At 74.7% G+C, this 15,618-nt stretch carries 20 protein-coding genes; 10 read left to right on the forward strand and 10 right to left on the reverse strand.

Translation table 11 applies throughout. The features are described 5' to 3' along the window. Window position 1: 1 nt before the first annotated feature. Window positions 2–727 (reverse strand): DedA family protein, encoded by a 726-nt coding sequence (locus tag H7X46_RS16885; RefSeq protein ID WP_255426152.1) that lies wholly within the window; start codon window positions 725–727, stop codon window positions 2–4. A gap of 289 nt (window positions 728–1,016) precedes the next feature. Between H7X46_RS16885 and H7X46_RS16890 the strand changes: the two genes are divergently transcribed. Further along, window positions 1,017–1,586, forward strand: a complete 570-nt coding sequence (locus H7X46_RS16890) for a GNAT family N-acetyltransferase (protein WP_370588815.1) — start codon at window positions 1,017–1,019, stop codon at window positions 1,584–1,586. A 44-nt stretch (window positions 1,587–1,630) separates the two neighbouring features. On the opposite strand, the gene H7X46_RS16895 is transcribed toward H7X46_RS16890, so the two are convergent. After that, entirely contained in the window at window positions 1,631–1,888 is a 258-nt protein-coding gene (locus H7X46_RS16895) for a Txe/YoeB family addiction module toxin (RefSeq protein ID WP_186360323.1), read from the reverse strand. Between the two features lie 171 nt (window positions 1,889–2,059). Between H7X46_RS16895 and H7X46_RS16900 the strand changes: the two genes are divergently transcribed. Both H7X46_RS16900 and H7X46_RS16905 read left to right on the forward strand, forming a co-directional pair. Next, window positions 2,060–2,551 carry an NUDIX domain-containing protein gene (locus H7X46_RS16900; protein WP_186360324.1) on the forward strand — a complete coding sequence of 164 codons (492 nt, stop codon included), beginning with the start codon at window positions 2,060–2,062 and terminating at the stop codon, window positions 2,549–2,551. Between the two features lie 10 nt (window positions 2,552–2,561). Then, window positions 2,562–3,074 carry a 2'-5' RNA ligase family protein gene (locus tag H7X46_RS16905; RefSeq protein WP_186360325.1) on the forward strand — a complete coding sequence of 171 codons (513 nt, stop codon included), beginning with the start codon at window positions 2,562–2,564 and terminating at the stop codon, window positions 3,072–3,074. On the opposite strand, the gene H7X46_RS16910 is transcribed toward H7X46_RS16905, so the two are convergent. The 3 genes from H7X46_RS16910 to H7X46_RS16920 all read right to left on the reverse strand — a co-directional run bounded on the left by H7X46_RS16910 (window position 3,050) and on the right by H7X46_RS16920 (window position 5,408). Continuing rightward, a complete protein-coding gene (locus H7X46_RS16910) occupies window positions 3,050–4,291 on the reverse strand; it encodes an MAB_1171c family putative transporter (protein ID WP_186360326.1) in 1,242 nt (413 codons plus the stop codon). The two genes, H7X46_RS16905 and H7X46_RS16910, sit on opposite strands and share 25 nt — an antisense overlap. A gap of 2 nt (window positions 4,292–4,293) precedes the next feature. Then, the gene (locus H7X46_RS16915; RefSeq protein WP_186360327.1) at window positions 4,294–4,821 is read right to left on the reverse strand and encodes a hypothetical protein; all 528 of its coding nucleotides are present in this window, start codon (window positions 4,819–4,821) and stop codon (window positions 4,294–4,296) included. An 89-nt stretch (window positions 4,822–4,910) separates the two neighbouring features. Further along, the gene (locus H7X46_RS16920; RefSeq protein ID WP_186360328.1) at window positions 4,911–5,408 is read right to left on the reverse strand and encodes a helix-turn-helix domain-containing protein; all 498 of its coding nucleotides are present in this window, start codon (window positions 5,406–5,408) and stop codon (window positions 4,911–4,913) included. Between the two features lie 324 nt (window positions 5,409–5,732). On the opposite strand from H7X46_RS16920, the gene H7X46_RS16925 reads away from it, so the two are divergent. Genes H7X46_RS16925 through H7X46_RS16935 form a run of 3 tightly spaced genes read left to right on the forward strand, consistent with a single transcriptional unit; the run spans window position 5,733 to window position 7,548 of the window. Continuing rightward, on the forward strand, window positions 5,733–6,509 hold the full coding sequence (locus tag H7X46_RS16925) for a 5-formyltetrahydrofolate cyclo-ligase (protein ID WP_186360329.1): 777 nt from the start codon (window positions 5,733–5,735) through the stop codon (window positions 6,507–6,509). Then, a complete protein-coding gene (locus H7X46_RS16930) occupies window positions 6,506–7,027 on the forward strand; it encodes an O-acetyl-ADP-ribose deacetylase (protein WP_186360330.1) in 522 nt (173 codons plus the stop codon). Before H7X46_RS16925 ends, H7X46_RS16930 begins: the two co-directional genes overlap by 4 nt. Continuing rightward, window positions 7,024–7,548, forward strand: coding sequence for a gamma carbonic anhydrase family protein (locus H7X46_RS16935; protein ID WP_186360331.1), 525 nt, complete (start codon window positions 7,024–7,026; stop codon window positions 7,546–7,548). Before H7X46_RS16930 ends, H7X46_RS16935 begins: the two co-directional genes overlap by 4 nt. A gap of 101 nt (window positions 7,549–7,649) precedes the next feature. Here the strand turns inward: H7X46_RS16935 and H7X46_RS16940 are convergent, their stop codons facing one another. The 4 genes from H7X46_RS16940 to H7X46_RS16955 form a co-directional block, all read right to left on the reverse strand. After that, window positions 7,650–8,945 carry an acyl-CoA dehydrogenase family protein gene (locus tag H7X46_RS16940; RefSeq protein WP_186360332.1) on the reverse strand — a complete coding sequence of 432 codons (1,296 nt, stop codon included), beginning with the start codon at window positions 8,943–8,945 and terminating at the stop codon, window positions 7,650–7,652. Further along, window positions 8,945–9,709 carry an SDR family NAD(P)-dependent oxidoreductase gene (locus H7X46_RS16945; protein WP_186360333.1) on the reverse strand — a complete coding sequence of 255 codons (765 nt, stop codon included), beginning with the start codon at window positions 9,707–9,709 and terminating at the stop codon, window positions 8,945–8,947. Before H7X46_RS16945 ends, H7X46_RS16940 begins: the two co-directional genes overlap by 1 nt. A gap of 76 nt (window positions 9,710–9,785) precedes the next feature. Continuing rightward, window positions 9,786–10,790, reverse strand: coding sequence for a 3,4-dihydroxy-2-butanone-4-phosphate synthase (locus tag H7X46_RS30740; RefSeq protein WP_186360334.1), 1,005 nt, complete (start codon window positions 10,788–10,790; stop codon window positions 9,786–9,788). Then, window positions 10,787–12,076, reverse strand: coding sequence for a CdaR family transcriptional regulator (locus H7X46_RS16955; protein ID WP_186360335.1), 1,290 nt, complete (start codon window positions 12,074–12,076; stop codon window positions 10,787–10,789). The genes H7X46_RS30740 and H7X46_RS16955 overlap by 4 nt, the downstream gene beginning before the upstream one ends. 113 nt (window positions 12,077–12,189) lie before the next feature. Here H7X46_RS16955 and H7X46_RS16960 point away from each other — a divergent pair, with 113 nt between their 5' ends. From H7X46_RS16960 to H7X46_RS16975, 4 genes are all read left to right on the forward strand, one after another. Beyond that, window positions 12,190–13,281: an LLM class flavin-dependent oxidoreductase gene (locus H7X46_RS16960; RefSeq protein ID WP_186360336.1), complete on the forward strand. Its 1,092-nt coding sequence runs from the start codon at window positions 12,190–12,192 to the stop codon at window positions 13,279–13,281. Between the two features lie 67 nt (window positions 13,282–13,348). Then, the gene (locus H7X46_RS16965) at window positions 13,349–13,987 is read left to right on the forward strand and encodes a TetR/AcrR family transcriptional regulator (protein WP_186360337.1); all 639 of its coding nucleotides are present in this window, start codon (window positions 13,349–13,351) and stop codon (window positions 13,985–13,987) included. A 4-nt stretch (window positions 13,988–13,991) separates the two neighbouring features. Next, window positions 13,992–14,399 (forward strand): nuclear transport factor 2 family protein, encoded by a 408-nt coding sequence (locus H7X46_RS16970; protein ID WP_186360338.1) that lies wholly within the window; start codon window positions 13,992–13,994, stop codon window positions 14,397–14,399. Then, window positions 14,396–14,899, forward strand: a complete 504-nt coding sequence (locus H7X46_RS16975) for a flavin reductase family protein (protein WP_370588816.1) — start codon at window positions 14,396–14,398, stop codon at window positions 14,897–14,899. Before H7X46_RS16970 ends, H7X46_RS16975 begins: the two co-directional genes overlap by 4 nt. Here the strand turns inward: H7X46_RS16975 and H7X46_RS16980 are convergent. After that, window positions 14,884–15,603: an SDR family NAD(P)-dependent oxidoreductase gene (locus tag H7X46_RS16980; RefSeq protein WP_370588817.1), complete on the reverse strand. Its 720-nt coding sequence runs from the start codon at window positions 15,601–15,603 to the stop codon at window positions 14,884–14,886. The two genes, H7X46_RS16975 and H7X46_RS16980, sit on opposite strands and share 16 nt — an antisense overlap. Between the last annotated feature and the right edge of the window lie 15 nt (window positions 15,604–15,618).

Below are 15,618 nucleotides of genomic sequence, written 5' to 3' on the forward strand. Positions count from 1 at the left end.
GTCAGGAGTCCCGCGGCGCGGCCGCCTGCGAGGCCCGGCCCTTCCGGCGGCCCGAGCTCCAGGCGACGAACACGATCAGCGCGATGCTGATGTAGGTCGCGTACCTGTCGATCGTGAGGACGACGTCGACGGCGTGCTGGCCCAGGCCGTGACCGAGCCCGGCGACCAGGCCGGTGACCAGGGCGGCACCGACCACGTCGAACAGCAGGAACGTGACGATCCGCATCCGGCCGAGGCCGGCCAGCGCGTACACCGCGACCGCGGGGATTCCGGGCAGCGCCGCCGCGACGACCACCAGCGGCATCGCCCACCGCGGCCAGGCCCGGACCCGCGCCACGAACCGCTGCGCGCCCTCGCCGGGCGCGAAGAAGGTCACGACCTTCGGGCCCCACCGGCGGCCGGCGAGCCAGAACAGCCAGTCGAACTTGACCATGCCGAACACCCCGGCGACGATCACCAGCCACAGCTCGGTCTCACCGATCCGGGCGAACGCCGCGCCGGCGCCGATCGCCGACAGGCTGCCGGTGACGGCGCTCAGCGCCACCGGGTGCGAGGCCAGCAGGAACGGCCGCAGCGGCAGCGACAGCAGCATCACCGCCATGATCCCGAGCGTCGAGAAGACCAGGACCTTGTCGCCGCGGTTCATGGGGGTGTCCCAGGGGACGGCGTCGCGCCACGCCTGCTTGGCGGCCTCGATCTCCTCCGGGCTGTACTCGCGACGCGGCATCCGTTGTCCCCCTCCCGTGACGGCCCCGACCCGCCACACCCCCGAGGCTATGTGACGGGACAGGGCCGCACCTCGTCGGCGGGGACGAGCCGGCGGGCCGCGGGGGTCGTCGGCGCGGTGGAGCACCAGCCACACACCCGTTCCCCGCCGACGCTCACCGGATCCGGGAACGCTCGCCCGATCGCGCGAGCACCGCCCGGTTCCGTGAGCGTCCAGGAACGGTGGGGGGTGGTGCGGGGCGCTGGAAAACGCGTGGGGTGGCGGAGGTGGTGGGCGCTAGCGTTTCCCCGTGACCAGCACCGTCCCGACCAGCGTCCCGGCCGGCCCCATCACGTTCCGCCCGCTCGGCCCGGCCGACCTGCCGATGCTGCGCGGATGGCTCGCCGAGCCGCACGTGCGCCGCTGGTGGAACCACGAGACCTCCGCCGAGGCCGTCGAGCGGGACTTCGGCCCGGCCATGCGCGGCGAGGAGCCGTCCGAGGACCTGGTCGTCGAGGTCGGCGGCGAACCGGTCGGGCTGGTCCAGCGGTGCCGCTGGCACGACTACCCGGAGTACGTCGAGGAGATCGCGCCGATCCTGGAGATCCCGCCGGGCGCGGTGACGCTCGACTACCTGATCGGCCCGCCCGGGTACACCGGGCACGGGCTCGGGCCGCGCATCATCACCGCGGCCGTCGCCGCCACCTGGGAGCGTTACCCGGACGCGTCCGCGATCGTCGTCCCGGTGGTCGCGACGAACCGGGCGTCGTGGCGGGCGCTGGAGAAGGCCGGCTTCCGCCGGGTCGCCTCGGGCGACCTGACCCCGGACAACCCGGTCGACCCGCCGCTGTCCCACGTGCACCGGATCGACCGTCCCTGACGGCCGCCCCACGCGTCCGGCGCGTCCGACCTCGGACGTCCGAGTCAGTCGTAGTGGTAGCGGGCCTGGAGGATGACGACGTCGTCACCCTCGACGAGGTACACCAGCCGATGCTCCTCGCTGATGCGCCGCGACCATGCCCCGGCGAGGGCGTGCCGCAGGGGTTCCGGTTTACCGATACCGTCGAAGGGATCGCGCAGCACGTCGTCGACGAGCCTGTTGAGGCGCTTCAGCGTGGCACGGTCACCGGTGATCCAGTGCTGGTAGTCCCTCCAGCCATGCGACGTGAAGACGACCCTCATCGTGTCAGCGGATGCTCCTCGGTGTCACCGTGCCGCGCCACGAGCGTGCCGGTCGTGGCAAGCCTTCCCCACGAAGGGTCCGCTCGTGGCACCTCGAGCACCGGCGCCCGGCACCGTGGCAGGGTGACGGGCGGCTCCGGCCGACGATCACCATCGCCAGAGAGGACCGCCATGGCCCCCGTGACCAGCGCCGGCCTGTTGCTGTACCGCCGCGGCACCGACGGGCTCGAGGTGCTGCTCGGCCACATGGGTGGCCCGTTCTGGGCCCGCAAGGACGCCCACGCCTGGTCGGTCCCGAAGGGTGAGCACGGCCCCGAGGAGTCCCCGCTGGAGGCGGCCCGCCGCGAGTTCGCCGAGGAGTTGGGCGCTGCCCCGCCCGCCGGTGACCCGGTCGACCTCGGAACGGTGCGCCAGTCCCGCAAGACGGTCACCGCGTTCGCGCTCGACGGCACCGCGTTCGACGGGGCCGAGGCCGTCGCCGACCGCCCCGACGACGGCAGCTGGATCGAGCTCGAGTGGCCGCCGCGGTCCGGGCGCGTCGTGCGCTTCCCGGAGATCGACCGTGCCGCGTGGTTCACGCTCGCCGACGCCCGCGACAAGATCGTCAAAGGGCAGGTCCCGCTGCTGGACCGGCTGGCGGAGGTGCTCGGGGAGCGGATGTGAGAATCCGGGTGTGCCGCAGCCCGGACGGACCGCCGTCGTCATCCCGGTTCCCGAACTCGACCCGGTGCTCGGCGCGGTCGCGACCCACCGGCCGGACGCCGTCCGGCCCGGGATCCCCGCCCACCTCACCCTGCTCTACCCGTTCGTCCCGGCACCGGAGCTGACCGGCGCGGCCGTCGACCGGTGCCGCGCGCTGTGCGCCGGGACCGGGCCGGTGCGGGTCACGTTCCGCCACGCCGTGGCCGGCTCCTCGATGGTCGCCACCACGCCGGAGCCGGCCGGTCCGCTCGCCGCGCTGGCCCGTGCGCTGCGGGAGGCCTGGCCCGAGCACCCGCCGTACGGCGGACGGTTCGGCCCCGACCCGGACCCCCACGTCACGCTGGCGCTCGATCCGGGCCCGGACGCCGCCGCGCTCGCCGTCGCGACCGGCGGGCTCCTGCCGGTCGACGCCGTCCTGTCCGCCGCGGCGCTGGTCGAGCTGACCGCGGACGGCTGGCGTCAGCGGGCCGCGCTGCCGCTCTGACCGGCGCCGCCGACCAGCGGCTCGATCTCCCGCCGGGCGAACGCCGCCGACACCCGCGCGAGCCGCTGCGCCTCGGCCCGGGTGTCGTCCGCCCCGGGGTCGGGTGCCTGCCGGTCGGGCGGCGGCCCGTCCGGCAGGGTCGCGGCGCCGCGGTACCGGTCGAGCGCGGTGGCCAGGTCCGCGGCCTCCACGGCGGCGTCGGCCCGTTCCCCGCTGAGCCCGGCCCGCGCCGCCCGCAGCCGGTGCTCGCGGGTGTCGCCCGGGCTGCGGTAGGGCTCGAGCAACAGCGCGCCGTCGCGCACCTCCACCGTGCGGCGGTAGAGCCGCAGCGACGCGGCGTAGCGGGGGACCCGGCCGTCCACCGCCCCGGGGGAGGTCAGCGCGATCTGCGGGAGCGCGTCGCACAGCGCCCGCCACAGCGGCCGCAGCTCGTGGGCCAGCCGGACGTCGGCGATCCAGCGACGTAGCTCGCCCGGCGCGCCCAGCAGGAGCGGGATCCCGATCCCGACGACGATCAGCGCGACCGACAGTGCCGGCAGGCCGACCGCCAGCGTGCAGTGCGCGGTCTCGAACGGTCCCCCGCAGTACCGGTCGGCGCCGTCCGGCCCGAGACCGGCGTAGGCGGTCACCGCCGTGTACACCCGCCCCGCGGCGTAGACCAGGCCGAGCGCGCAGCCGGCGGCGAGCACCGCCATCCCGATCCGCAGCCGGCGACGGGTCCGCCCGACCGCGCGCACGGCCAGCGCGAGCATCCGGACCAGCGTCAGGCCGAGGTAGGCCGCGTACACGACCACGTAGGTGGTGAGCGCGAGATCGCCCCGGTAGTCGAACAGCGCGACCGGGCCGGTCGGGGTCCGGCCCAGGAAGAACGTCACCACGAGCACGGCGAGCACGACCAGCAGCAGGCCCACCCGCCGCCGGCGGCCGGCCGCGGCCGGGGCGCCCGCGGAGCCGTGCAGGTACCCGAGCATCTCGGAGAACGCGAACGCGGCCAGCAGCGTGCAGCAGTTCGACAGCAGCCGCCCGGCGCCCGGCGCGACCGTGCCGACCAGCTGCTGGGTGACCGGCGCGATGAGCACCAGTGCGGCGCCCAACCCCGCGACCGCCGGCAGGACCGGGTGCACGCCGGTGCCGCCGCGGCGCCGCCACGACCGCTGGCGCAGCACGCCGGTGACCAGGCAGAGCAGGGCGACGAGCAGGAAGACCAGGCTGACCATGGCTAGCCGAAGACGTCGGCCATCCGCTGGTAGAACCCGGACTCGTCACCGGTGAGCCGGCGGTCGTCGACCAGCTCGTCCGGCGGGGTCTCGGCGGCCAGCCGGAGCAGCGTGGCCACCATCTCGGCTTCCTGCTCCTCCTCCGTGCCGTACGTCGACCGGCGCAGCATGTGCTCGGCCAGCTGCGCCCGCTCCGGGGACACGAGGTCGGTCAGCGAGTCCAGCGGGAGGTCGCAGGCGCCGCGGTGCGCGCAGACCATGTGCCCGATCTCGTGCAGCACGATGTGGGTCTGGTGCACGGTGCTGGTGTTCTCCGCGTAGACGATGACGTCCTGGTCGGCCTGCCGGAGCCAGAGCCCGCACGGCCCGCCGGTCACGCGGGTGGCGTGCAGCTCGATGGGCCGCCCGCGGTGCGCCTCGACCCGGTCGAGCAGGGTGTTCAGGTCGAACGGCCGGGGGATACCGCCGATCTCGCGGTCGAGCCGGTGCACCAGCCCGGCGCACCGCCGGTGCAACCTCGAGTACCGCACCTCGTTCCCCTCCGCCTGCCGGCCGGTCGCGAGCCGCGTGCACAGCGCACCGCGACCCGCCGTCCTCTCCCCGGACGGGAGGAATGGTCTCATCCGGACGCGTCGCCGTCACCGCGCCGCCGGCGGCGCCCGGGGCCGCTGCGCTGCTGCAGGTCCCCCATCTCCTGGATGATCCGCGAGATCGAGCGCCGGTACTCGGGGTCGAGGTCGAGCGCGCGCATCGCGATGTCCTTCACGCCCTGGTCGCGGATCGCCTGCAGCAGGGCGATCTCCTCGTCGACCTCGCGGGCCACCCGGTCGTTGAACAGGTAGGCCAGCGTGACGCCGTAGAACCCGACGATGGCCTCCAGCTTCTGCAGCGACGGGTTCGGGCGCTTGCCGGTCTCCAGCTGGTGCAGGTAGGCCGGGGACACGGTCTCGCCGCGCAGGCGGATCCCCTCGGACACCTCCTCGAGGGTGTAGGGGCCGCGGTCGGCGGGATGCACGGTGTTCCGCAGCGTGGTCAGCCGCTCCCCCAGCGTCGCGGAGGCCGGCACGTCGTCGCCGCCCCGCGGGGCCGTGCCGTCCGGCTGCCCGGTTCCGTTCACACCGCTCCCCTTCCGCGTCCCGGCTCACGTTCACCACGAACGGAGTTGACACGCACCGTACTACGCCAGCATATTTGGCGGCAGTCAGCTTTGCTGGCGAATCGACCGCTGCGGTCCGAGGTCCGGTACGGGCGTCGGGGGCGGCCGGCGACGGCGTGGGGGGACGCCGGCGCCGTGCAGAGGCCCGCGCCGGGCCTCGGTCCGGGGCGGTCGAGGTCGCCGGCGGCCGGGTCGGCCGCGTTCGGGGGGTGCGGCCGGCCCGGGCGCCGGCGAGCGGGTGGGAGCCCGCGCGGACGTGCCCACCGGCCTGGCAGAGTGCCGCTCATGAGCCGCCGCCACGACCACGACGCCGGGGGCGACCCGGAGACGCTCGCCCGCAAGGCCGCACTGCGCGACGAGGTCTGGACCGCGCTGACCGAGCAGAAGGCGGCCCGGTTCCCCGGCGCCCGCAACCGCATCTCGAACTTCGTCGGCGCCGAGGCGGCGGCCCGCCGGCTCCGCGAGCTCGACGTGTGGCGCGCCGCCCGCACGATCAAGTCCAATCCGGACTCCGCCCAGCTGCCGGTGCGGCAGTACGCCCTGGAGGACGGCAAGACCGTCTACATGGCCGTCCCGAAGCTGGCCGAGGAGGACCCGTTCTTCCTGCTCGACCCCGACCACCTCGCCGACCCGCCGCGCCGGGCGGTGTCCATCTCGAACGCGACCCGGTCGGCCCGGCGGGTGGCGGTCGAAGAGCTGGAACCGGTCGACCTGGTCGTGACCGGCTGCGTGGCCGTCGGTGCGGACGGGGCCCGGCTCGGCAAGGGCGGGGGCTTCGCCGACCTGGAGTTCGCGCTGGCCCGCGCGGCCGGCCTGATCTCGGACTCCACCGTCGTCGTCACCACCGTGCACGAGCTGCAGCTCCGCGACGCCGGGGTGATCCCGTGGGCCGGCCACGACGCCCCGGTCGACCTTGTCGTCACGCCCGAGCGCGTGATCGACTGCCGCCGGCACCGGCGGACCCGCCCGGACGGCGGCATCCTGTGGGACTCGCTGACCGACGAGAAGATCGAGGCCATCCCGCTGCTGGGGCGGCTGCGGAAGGAGGGGCTGACACGGTGAGCGTCGAGATCGTCACCGAGCGCGGGGACATCACCGAGGCCGAGGTCGACGCCGTGGTCAACGCGGCCAACTCGTCCCTGCTCGGCGGGGGCGGGGTGGACGGCGCCATCCACCGTCGGGGCGGCCCGGAGATCCTCGCCGAGTGCAGGCGGCTGCGCGCCGACACCTACCCGGACGGCCTGCCCACCGGGCAGGCGGTCGCCACCACGGCCGGGAACCTCCCCGCCCGGTGGGTGATCCACACCGTCGGACCGGTGTACGCCGAGCGGGAGGACCGCTCGGCGCAGCTCGCGAGCGCCTACCGGGAGTCCCTGCGCGTCGCCGACGAGCTCGGCGCCCGCACGGTGGCCTTCCCGGCGATCTCCGCGGGCGTCTACGGCTGGCCGGTCGCCGACGCCGCACGGATCGCCGTCGAGACCGTCCGCGGCGCGGACACCGCCGTCGAGCAGGCCCGGTTCGTGCTGTTCAGCGACGACGTGCTGCGGGCCTTCGAGGCCGCGGCGGAAGGAGCACGGTGAGTACGAGCACGGGTATCGAGATCAACGGGCACCGGCCCGAGGTGCACGCCGACGCCTGGGTCGCCCCGGGCGCCGTCCTGGCCGGCGAGGTGCGCATCGGCGCCGAGTGCGGCGTCTGGTACACGAGCGTGATCCGCGCCGACCTGGCGCCGATCACGATCGGCGCCCGGACCAACGTCCAGGACGGCACGGTCATCCACGCCGACCCCGGGTTCCCGGCCTCGGTCGGCGACGGCGTCACCATCGGCCACCGCGCGGTGGTCCACGGCTGCACCGTCGAGGACGACGTCCTGATCGGCATGGGCGCGGTGCTGATGAACGGCGTCCACGTCGGCTCCGGCTCGCTGATCGCGGCCGGTGCGGTGCTCACCCAGGGCACCCGGGTGCCGCCGGGATCGCTGGTCGCCGGCGTCCCCGGGAAGGTGCGGCGCGAGCTGACCGACGACGAGCGCAACTCGATCCCGCTGTCGGCCGCAGCGTACGTCCACCTGCTCGGTCAGCACCGGGACGCCCACGGCTGAACGCCCCGGTCCGCGAGCACGCCTGCGGCCTGCTCGACCGGTGCCGGTGCGCCCGGCAGCACCACGGGCGTGCGGGAGGACCGCGACGACCGCGGCGGTGCTCACGCGTTCGCGACCAGGTGCTCGAGCCGCGCGGCGACGTGCGCACGGGCGGCCTCGGCGCGGGTGGGCAGGTGGCCGGACCCGAACAGCGGCTCGCCGGGGGCGGCGTCGCGCACGAGCTGGCGGGCCAGTGTCTGGCGGTGCACCTCGGTGGGCCCGTCGGCGATCGCCATGACCTGGGCGTCGACCATCATCGCCGCGAACGGCATCTCGCTGGAGATCCCCAGCGCGCCGTGCAGCTGCATCGCCCGCTGCACCACGTCGTGGTACACGCGGGGCATCACGACCTTGACCGCGGCGATGTCCTTGCGCACGGCCCGGTAGTCCCGGTGGCGGTCGATCAGCCACGCCGTCCGCAGCAGGAGCAGCCGGAACTGCTCGAGGTCGAGCCAGCTCTCCGCGATCTTGTCCTGGGTGGACTGCAGGTCGGCGAGCCGCCCGTGCCGGGTCGTGCGGGACACCGCCCGTTCCAGCATCAGGTCGAACGCCCGGCGCATCTGGGCGATGGTGCGCATCCCGTGGTGGATCCGTCCGCCGCCGAGCCGGGTCTGGGCGATCCCGAACGCCGCCCCCGGCTCCCCCAGCAGGTTCTCCGCGGGGACCCGCACGCCGGAGTAGCGCAGGTAGGCGTGGCTGGAGTGCTCCGGCGGCTCGGTCCCGATGCCGGCATCGCGGACGATCTCCAGCCCGGGCACCTCCCGCGGCACGATGAACATCGACATGCGGTGGTGCGGCGCCGCGTCCGGGTCGGTCACCGCCATCACGATCAGGAACGACGCGTGCCGGGCGTTCGAGGAGAACCACTTCTCCCCGTCGATCACCCACCCGTCGCCGTCCGGGACCGCCCGGGTGGTGAACAGCGTCGGATCGGCCCCGGCCTGCGGTTCGGTCATCGAGTAGCAGGACGAGATCTCGCCGTCGAGCAGCGGCTGCAGGTAGCGGTCCTTCTGCTCCGGGGTGCCGAAGCGGGCGAGGATCTCGGCGTTGCCCGAGTCCGGTGCCTGGCAGCCGAACACCGTCGGCGCCCAGCGGGACCGGCCGAGCAGCTCGTTGAGCAGCGCGAGCCGCACCTGCCCGTAGCCCTGCCCGCCCAGCTCGGGCCGCAGGTGCGCGGCCCACAGGCCCTGCTCCCGGACCTGCTGCTGCAGCGGGCGCACCAGCCGGCGTGCCGTCTCGTCGGTCTTGTCGTAGGGATCGCCGAGCACCAGGTCGAGCGGCTCGACCTCGTCCCGGACGAACGCGTCCACCCAGTCGAGCTTCGCCTGGTAGTCGGGCTCGGTCTCGAAGTCCCACATCAGAAGTTGCCCTTCGCCGCCCAGCCGCCGTCGACCGGGAAGGTGATCCCGGTCTGGAACGACCCCTCGCGGAACAGGTAGGCGACCATCGCCGCGATCTCCTCGGGACGGCCGAGCCGCCGGATCAGGTGGGCGTCGGCGTTCGCCTCGCGCATCTCGTCGGTGATCCCGGCCAGGATCGGCGTGTCGATGGTCCCGGGCGCGATGGCGTTCACCAGGACACCCCGGTCGGCGTACTCGAACGCCGCCTGCTGGGTCAGCCCGACGACGCCGCCCTTGGCCGCGGAGTACGAGGCGAGGTTGGGCAGCCCGCGCAGTGCGGCCATCGAGGAGATGTTGACGATCCGCCCGCCGCCCGCGCCGATCATGTGCGGGATCACCGCGCGCATCCCCAGCCAGACGCCCTTGAGGTCGGTGTCGATGACCTCCTGCCAGGCGTCCTCGGTGAGGTCGACGACGGTGTCCGGGCTCTGGCCGTTGACGACGCCGGCGACGTTGGCGAGCAGGTCGATCCGGCCGTGCTCGGCGGCCAGCGCGGAGGTGACCCGCTCCCAGTCGGCGGCCCGCCGCACGTCGAGCTCGACCGCGGTCGCCCGGCCGCCGTCCTTCTCGGCGAGGGTCACGGTCTCGCCGCAGTCCCGGATGTCGGCGCAGGTGACCTGCGCGCCCTCGGCGGCCAGCCGCAGCGCGGTGGCCCGGCCGATGCCCCGTGCGGCACCGGTGACGATCGCGATCCTGTCCTGGAGTCCGTCGTGGACGGTCATGGGTGTGCCTCCCGTGGCGAGGTCGGGCCGGAGGCCGGGGTCCGGCCCCGGGTGGTTGTCGGGGAATCGGTGGCGGTCAGGACGCCGCGTCGGTGGAGCCCGGGGCCGGCAGCGCAGGGTGGGCGGACCGGACCCCCAGGTCGGCGAGGACGGCGTCCAGCAGGGCCCGACCGGGGCCGGGGTCGGTGGCCGGTGGATGGGCGAGCAGCCCGCCCGGGGCCCGCCGGTAGAGCACGACGCCGCGCCCGTGGCCGGCGACCGCGGCCAGTGCCGCCTCGAGCTCGGCCCGGCAGGCGCACGACCGGGTGCCGAGCGCGTCCCCGCCGAGGCACTCGTCGTGCCGGTGGGCGAGGACGTCGGAGTGCCCGGCGGGCTCGCCGGCCACGAGGGCGAGGTGCTCGCCGCCGTCGGGGTGGGAGCGGTAGCCGACGGCGGTGAACTCGCCGTACCGGGTGGGCAGCCGGCAGCGCGTCACGGCCTCCACCCGCAGCTCGGCGCCGCGCCGGTGCCGCACCAGCTCGGGCACGGTGACGACGGCGAGGCCGTGCGCGGCCGCGAACGCGGTCAGGTCGGGCCCGGCCGCGGTCCGGCCGTCGGCGCGCAGGATGCGGGCGAGCGCCCCGGCCGGCCGGCACCCGGCCGCCCGGGCGAGGTCCACCGCGGCCTCGGCGGTGCCGGGTTCGGCGAGCACGCCGCCTGCGGCGGTGCGGATCCCGGCCACGTGGCCCGGCCGGGTCAGTCCACGCGGGACGGTGGCCGGATCGGCGAGGACGCGGGCGGTCCGGGCCCGGTCGGCGGCCGAGATCCCGGTGCCGACGCCCTCGGCGGCGTCGACGGTCACCGTGAACCCTGCTCCGGTGCCGCCCGGCACCATCGGCGGGAGGTCGAGCCGCTCGCAGTCGTCCCGGGTCAGCGCGACGCACACGAAGCCGGAGCTGTGCTGCACGACGAACGCCATGGTGGCCGTGGTGATCCGGTCGGCGGCGGCGACGAGCGCGCCGCCGTCGTGGTCGTCGACGAGCACGACCGGGCCACCCGCCGCGAGCGCCCGGCCGGCCCGCGCGACACCGGCCGCGCTCACCGGGGCCCGCCCGTCGCGAGACCGTCGACCTGGAACGCCAGCTGGGCGGCGAGCAGCGCGTCGAAGCGGCGGGTGTCGAGCCCGGTCAGGTGTTCGATGCGCCCGAGCCGGTAGCGGACCGTGTTCTCGTGCACCCCGAGCACCCGCGCGGCGGCCCGGACCTGCGCCCCGGCGGCCAGGTAGGTGCGCAGCGTCTCGACCAGGTCACCGCCGGACTCGGCGTCGCTGCGCCGCAGCGGGCCCAGGCACTGCTCGGCGAACCGGACCGCCACGTCGGTCCGCTCGCCGCTCACGACGAGGCGCAGCGTGCTCAGCTCGGTCACCGGGACGACGCCCGCCGCAGCACCGAGCGACGCCGCGATGCCGTCGACCTCGCGGGTCTCGGACAGCGCCGCCGGGAAGCCCGGGACGTCGCGGACCGGCCCGGAGACCACCACCCGCCGGATCCCGGTGGCGGCGGCGACCCCGTCCATCCCCTCGCGCAGGAGCCCGTGCACCGTGCGCAGCCCCGCGGGCCCGGCGTCGCCCGCCAGGGCCACGAGCGCCACGACCGCGTCCGGTTCGGCCAGCACCGCCGGTTCCGCGCCGAGCGCGGCGCCGAGCGCACCGGCCACCCCGCCGCGGCACGCCCCCGGCGACCGCCCGGCCCGCACCGGGCACCGGACCAGCACGTGCCCGGCGGTCGGGTCCAGTCCCACCTGGGCGGCGAGCCGGCTGAGGTCGGGCGCGGGCCGGGTGCCACGCAGGAGATCGGCCAGGACGTCGTCGTGGTTGCGGGCGACGGCGCGGGTCGTGCGGACCTCGCCGAGCCGCTGCACCGACAGGATCGCGGCCGCCTGCTCGGCGACCCGGGTGTCGGTCGGGGTGAGGGGGCGCCCGAGCTCGGCGAGGTCCAGATAGCCCGCGACCGCACCCTCGACGACCAGGACGGCGAGCAGGTGCCGCCGGGCCAGCCCGTGCGCCGGGGCGGGCGCCAGCACGACCGACCGCCGCGCGGGCCCGAGCCGGGCGGTGGCCTGCCGCAGCGCGGGGACATCGGGCGGGAGCGCCGGTGGGGCGTCGAGGCGGAAGACGGCCGGTGCCGCCCAGCAGCGGACGCCCAGATGCTCGTCACGCAGAGTGACAGGCAGGCCGAGCAGGAGCGCGAGCCGGTGGATCAGCTCCTCGGCGTCCGCCCCGCCGAGAACGGTGGCGGACAGGTCTCCCAGCAGCCGCGACAGCGAATCGACCGGGGCCGGTTCGCCGTCGAGCGCGGGAGCCCGATCGATCGTGAGGGGGCTCGCCATGACTCCCTGTCACCTCCGTTGGTGCCTTGACCCGCTGTGACGCGCCGCACTACCCTCGCAGCCCTAACGATCGTTAGGCAACCCCTCCGTCCCCTTCAGAGAGGCGAACCGCCATGGATGTCGGTGTCCTGCTTGTCTTCCAGAACTGGCACGAGGACCTCAGCGACGCGGAGATGTTCCGCCAGGAGACCGAGCTGGGGGTGCTCGCCGAGGAGTACGGCTTCGACTCGGTCTGGGCCGCCGAGCACCACTTCGACGACTACTCGATGTGCCCGGACAACCTGCAGCTGATGAGCTACCTGGCGGCGCGCACGAGCCGGGTCAAGCTGGGCACCGGCGCGGTGATCCTGCCCTGGAACGACCCGCTGCGGGTCGTCGAGAAGGTCACGATGCTCGACATCCTCTCCGAGGGCCGGGCGATCTTCGGGATGGGCCGCGGACTGGCGAAGATGGAGTACGAGGGCTTCCGCCAGGACATGAACGAGTCCCGTGGCCGGTTCGACGAGGCCGCGCCGCTGATCCTGGAGGGCCTGCGGAACGGCCGGGTCGAGCACCAGGGCACCTACTACTCCCAGCCCCGGGTGGACATCCGGCCCGCGCCGGAGGCCGGCCGCAGCTGGGCCGACCGCCTCTACGGCGTCGCCATGTCGCCCGACTCGGTCCCCGCGGTGGCCAAGGTCGGGGCCCGGATGATGACGTTCATGCAGTACCCGGCCGAGCAGCACGTGCCGGCCATCGAGCGCTACCGCGAGTGCTACCGCGCCGAGCACGGCACCGAACCCGGCCCGGTCCTCACCCAGGACTTCATCTACTGCCACGAGGACCCCGAGGTCGCCGAGCGGACGGCCCGCGAGTACCTGTCCCGGTACTTCCTCTCGGTGGTGAAGCACTACGACTTCGCCGGGAAGCACTGGCGCGAGACCAAGGGCTACGAGGCCTACCAGGCGGGCGCGGACATGATCCGCGAGGCCGGGATGGAGACGGCCGCCGCGGGCTACGCCGACACCCAGATCTGGGGCACCCCCGAGCAGATCGTGGAGAAGTACCGGCACCGCCTGGAGCTGTTCGGCGACCACCAGCCGAACGTCGCCCCGTCGTTCGCCGGGCTGCCCTTCGACAAGGTGCGGGCCAGCCTGAAGCTCTTCGGCGAGAAGGTGGTGCCCGAGCTGAAGAAGATGGGCGTGAAGTCCGCGGTGCCCGCCTGAGGCCGGCGCGGACGTGCCGACCTCCCGTGTGCCGGCGGTGGGAGTGGCGATGACAGGGTCATCGGTCATGGACGCCGATCGGAGCGAGCAGCACCGGCCCGCCCGGGCCGGTACCCGCAAGGCCGAGCTCATCGCCCTGGCCAGCCGCATGTTCCGCGAGCACGGCTACCACGGCGTCGGCATGCGGGCGCTCGCCGACGCGGCCGGGATCCAGGCCGCGTCGCTCTACCACCACTTCCGCAACAAGGAGGAGCTCCTGCTCCAGACGATCTACGTCGTCGACCGCGACATGATCGTCGAGCAGATGCCGCTGCTGGACGGCCCGGGCAGCTACGCCGACCGGCTCGCGCAGCTCGTGCGCGCCCACGTGACCCACCTCGGCGCCAACCGGGACGCCTGGTGGGTGGCCGGGCGGGAGCTGCGGGCCCTGTCCCCGGACCGGCTCGAGGCCGTCCAGTCCTTCCGTCGCGAGTACCAGCACCGGATCGCCCGGCACCTCGCCGAGGGGGTGGACGCGGGCGAGTTCGACTGCCCGGACCCGCGCCTGGCCACCCTGGCGATCCTCGATCTGATCAACGGACCGAACGAGTGGTTCGACCCGTCCGGCCGGTTGCCGATCTCCGAGATCGCCGACCGGTACGCGGACATGGTCGTCCGCCAGCTGACCCCGCGCCCGCCCGCCGGGCCCGGGCCGACCACGAGGTGAGCAGATGAGCACGCTCGAGGAGCGCAACAAGCAGACCGTCACCGAGTTCATGGAGGTGTTCACCAGCGGCGACGTCGACGGGATCCTGTCCCGGATGACCGACGACGCCACCTGGTGGGTGGCCGGCAGCATCCCGGGGATCTCCGGCACCAAGGACAAGGCCGCGTTCAAGGAGATGGTGTCCGGGATCGCCGGGTCGACGACGTCCGGTGCGATCCGCCTGACCCCGCTGGCGTTCACCGCCGAGGGCGACCGGGTGGCGGTGGAGACCGAGTCCTACACCGAGCTGCGCAACGGCCGCGTCTACAACAACCTGTACCACTTCCTGTTCACCGTCCGGGACGGGAAGATCGCCGGGGTCAAGGAGTACCTGGACACCGAGCACACGACGGCGGTGTTCGTCGCCCCGTGACCGTCGACCGGAGCACCTTCCGCACCGTCATGGGGCACCTGCCGACCGGCGTGGTCGCGATCGCGGGCATCAGCGCGCCCGCGGCCACGCCGGCGGGCCTCGTCGTGGGCACGTTCCAGTCGCTGTCGCTCGAGCCGCCGATGGTCGCGTTCAGCGTCGACCGCGCGTCGAGCAGCTGGCCGAAGGTGCGTACCGCGGACCGGCTCGGCGCCAGCGTCCTCGCCGCCGGCCAGGAGCCCGTGTGCCGGGCCCTGTCCCGCAGCGGGCCCGACAAGTTCGCCGGCCTCGCGTGGCAGCTGTCCGAGTACCGGACGCCGCGGATCGCCGGCGCGCACGCGTGGATCGACTGCACGGTCTCCCGGGAGCTCGACGGCGGCGACCACGTCATCGTCCTGGCCGAGGTGCTGCACATGGAGGCCGGCGAGGGCGACCCCCTCGTCTTCCACCGGGGCCGGCTGGGCGCCTACCGCGCGGCGGTGGGCGCTCAGCCGGGCCGGTGACCGGGGGCGCCGAACGAGGCCAGCAGGCCGCCGTCGACCGCGACGGTGGAGCCGGTCATGTAGCTCGCCCCGGCGACCGCCCACACCACGTCCGCGATCTCCTCCGGCCGCCCCGGTCGTCCGAGCGGGATCCCGTCGACGACCGCCGTCCGGGAGCTCTCCGAGAGACCGGCGGTCATGGTGGTGTCCACGAAGCCGGGGATGACGAGGTTGACCCGCACACCGTGCGGGGCCAGCTCGATCGCCAGGGTCCGGGTCAGGCCGGACAGCCCGGCCTTCGCCGAGCCGTACGCGGCGTCGCCCGGGTAGCCCCGCAGCCCGACGACCGCCCCGATGTTGACCACCGACGAGCCCGCGGTCAGCAGCCGGCGGGCGGCGCGGGCCACCCGGAACGCCCCGGTCAGGTTGGTGGTGAGGACCTCGTCCCACGCGTCGTCGGCGAGCCGGTCCAGCCGGCCCCCGCGGTGCACACCTGCCGACTGGACGAGGACGTCGATCGACCCCGACACCTGCTCGACCGTGGCGATCGCACGGTCGATCGACCCGGTGTCGGCGATGTCGGCGGGGACCGGCAGCACCCGGTCCCGGACGGCGGCCGGCCAGTCGCCGGGATCGACCGACCGGGCCAGGACGTGGACCGCGTCGCCCTCGGCGAGCGCCCGGTCGACGACGGCCCGCCCGATCCCGCGGGAGCCGCCGGTCACCACCCAGGTCCGGCC

This window comes from Pseudonocardia sp. C8, from assembly GCF_014267175.1.
In the GTDB taxonomy this organism is placed as follows: domain Bacteria; phylum Actinomycetota; class Actinomycetes; order Mycobacteriales; family Pseudonocardiaceae; genus Pseudonocardia.

What these genes read in the sequence shown, in the direction of transcription:
- H7X46_RS16955 (WP_186360335.1), bottom strand. Translation starts at nt 12,076, where the DNA reads ATGGCGAGCCCCCTCACGATCGATCGGGCTCCCGCGCTCGACGGCGAA.
- H7X46_RS16910 (WP_186360326.1), bottom strand. Translation starts at nt 4,291, where the DNA reads ATGGTCAGCCTGGTCTTCCTGCTCGTCGCCCTGCTCTGCCTGGTCACC.
- H7X46_RS16895 (WP_186360323.1), bottom strand. Translation starts at nt 1,888, where the DNA reads ATGAGGGTCGTCTTCACGTCGCATGGCTGGAGGGACTACCAGCACTGG.
- H7X46_RS16940 (WP_186360332.1), bottom strand. Translation starts at nt 8,945, where the DNA reads ATGTGGGACTTCGAGACCGAGCCCGACTACCAGGCGAAGCTCGACTGG.
- H7X46_RS16925 (WP_186360329.1), top strand. Translation starts at nt 5,733, where the DNA reads ATGAGCCGCCGCCACGACCACGACGCCGGGGGCGACCCGGAGACGCTC.
- H7X46_RS16965 (WP_186360337.1), top strand. Translation starts at nt 13,349, where the DNA reads ATGGACGCCGATCGGAGCGAGCAGCACCGGCCCGCCCGGGCCGGTACC.
- H7X46_RS16900 (WP_186360324.1), top strand. Translation starts at nt 2,060, where the DNA reads ATGGCCCCCGTGACCAGCGCCGGCCTGTTGCTGTACCGCCGCGGCACC.
- H7X46_RS16885 (WP_255426152.1), bottom strand. Translation starts at nt 727, where the DNA reads ATGCCGCGTCGCGAGTACAGCCCGGAGGAGATCGAGGCCGCCAAGCAG.
- H7X46_RS16970 (WP_186360338.1), top strand. Translation starts at nt 13,992, where the DNA reads ATGAGCACGCTCGAGGAGCGCAACAAGCAGACCGTCACCGAGTTCATG.
- H7X46_RS16945 (WP_186360333.1), bottom strand. Translation starts at nt 9,709, where the DNA reads ATGACCGTCCACGACGGACTCCAGGACAGGATCGCGATCGTCACCGGT.
- H7X46_RS16960 (WP_186360336.1), top strand. Translation starts at nt 12,190, where the DNA reads ATGGATGTCGGTGTCCTGCTTGTCTTCCAGAACTGGCACGAGGACCTC.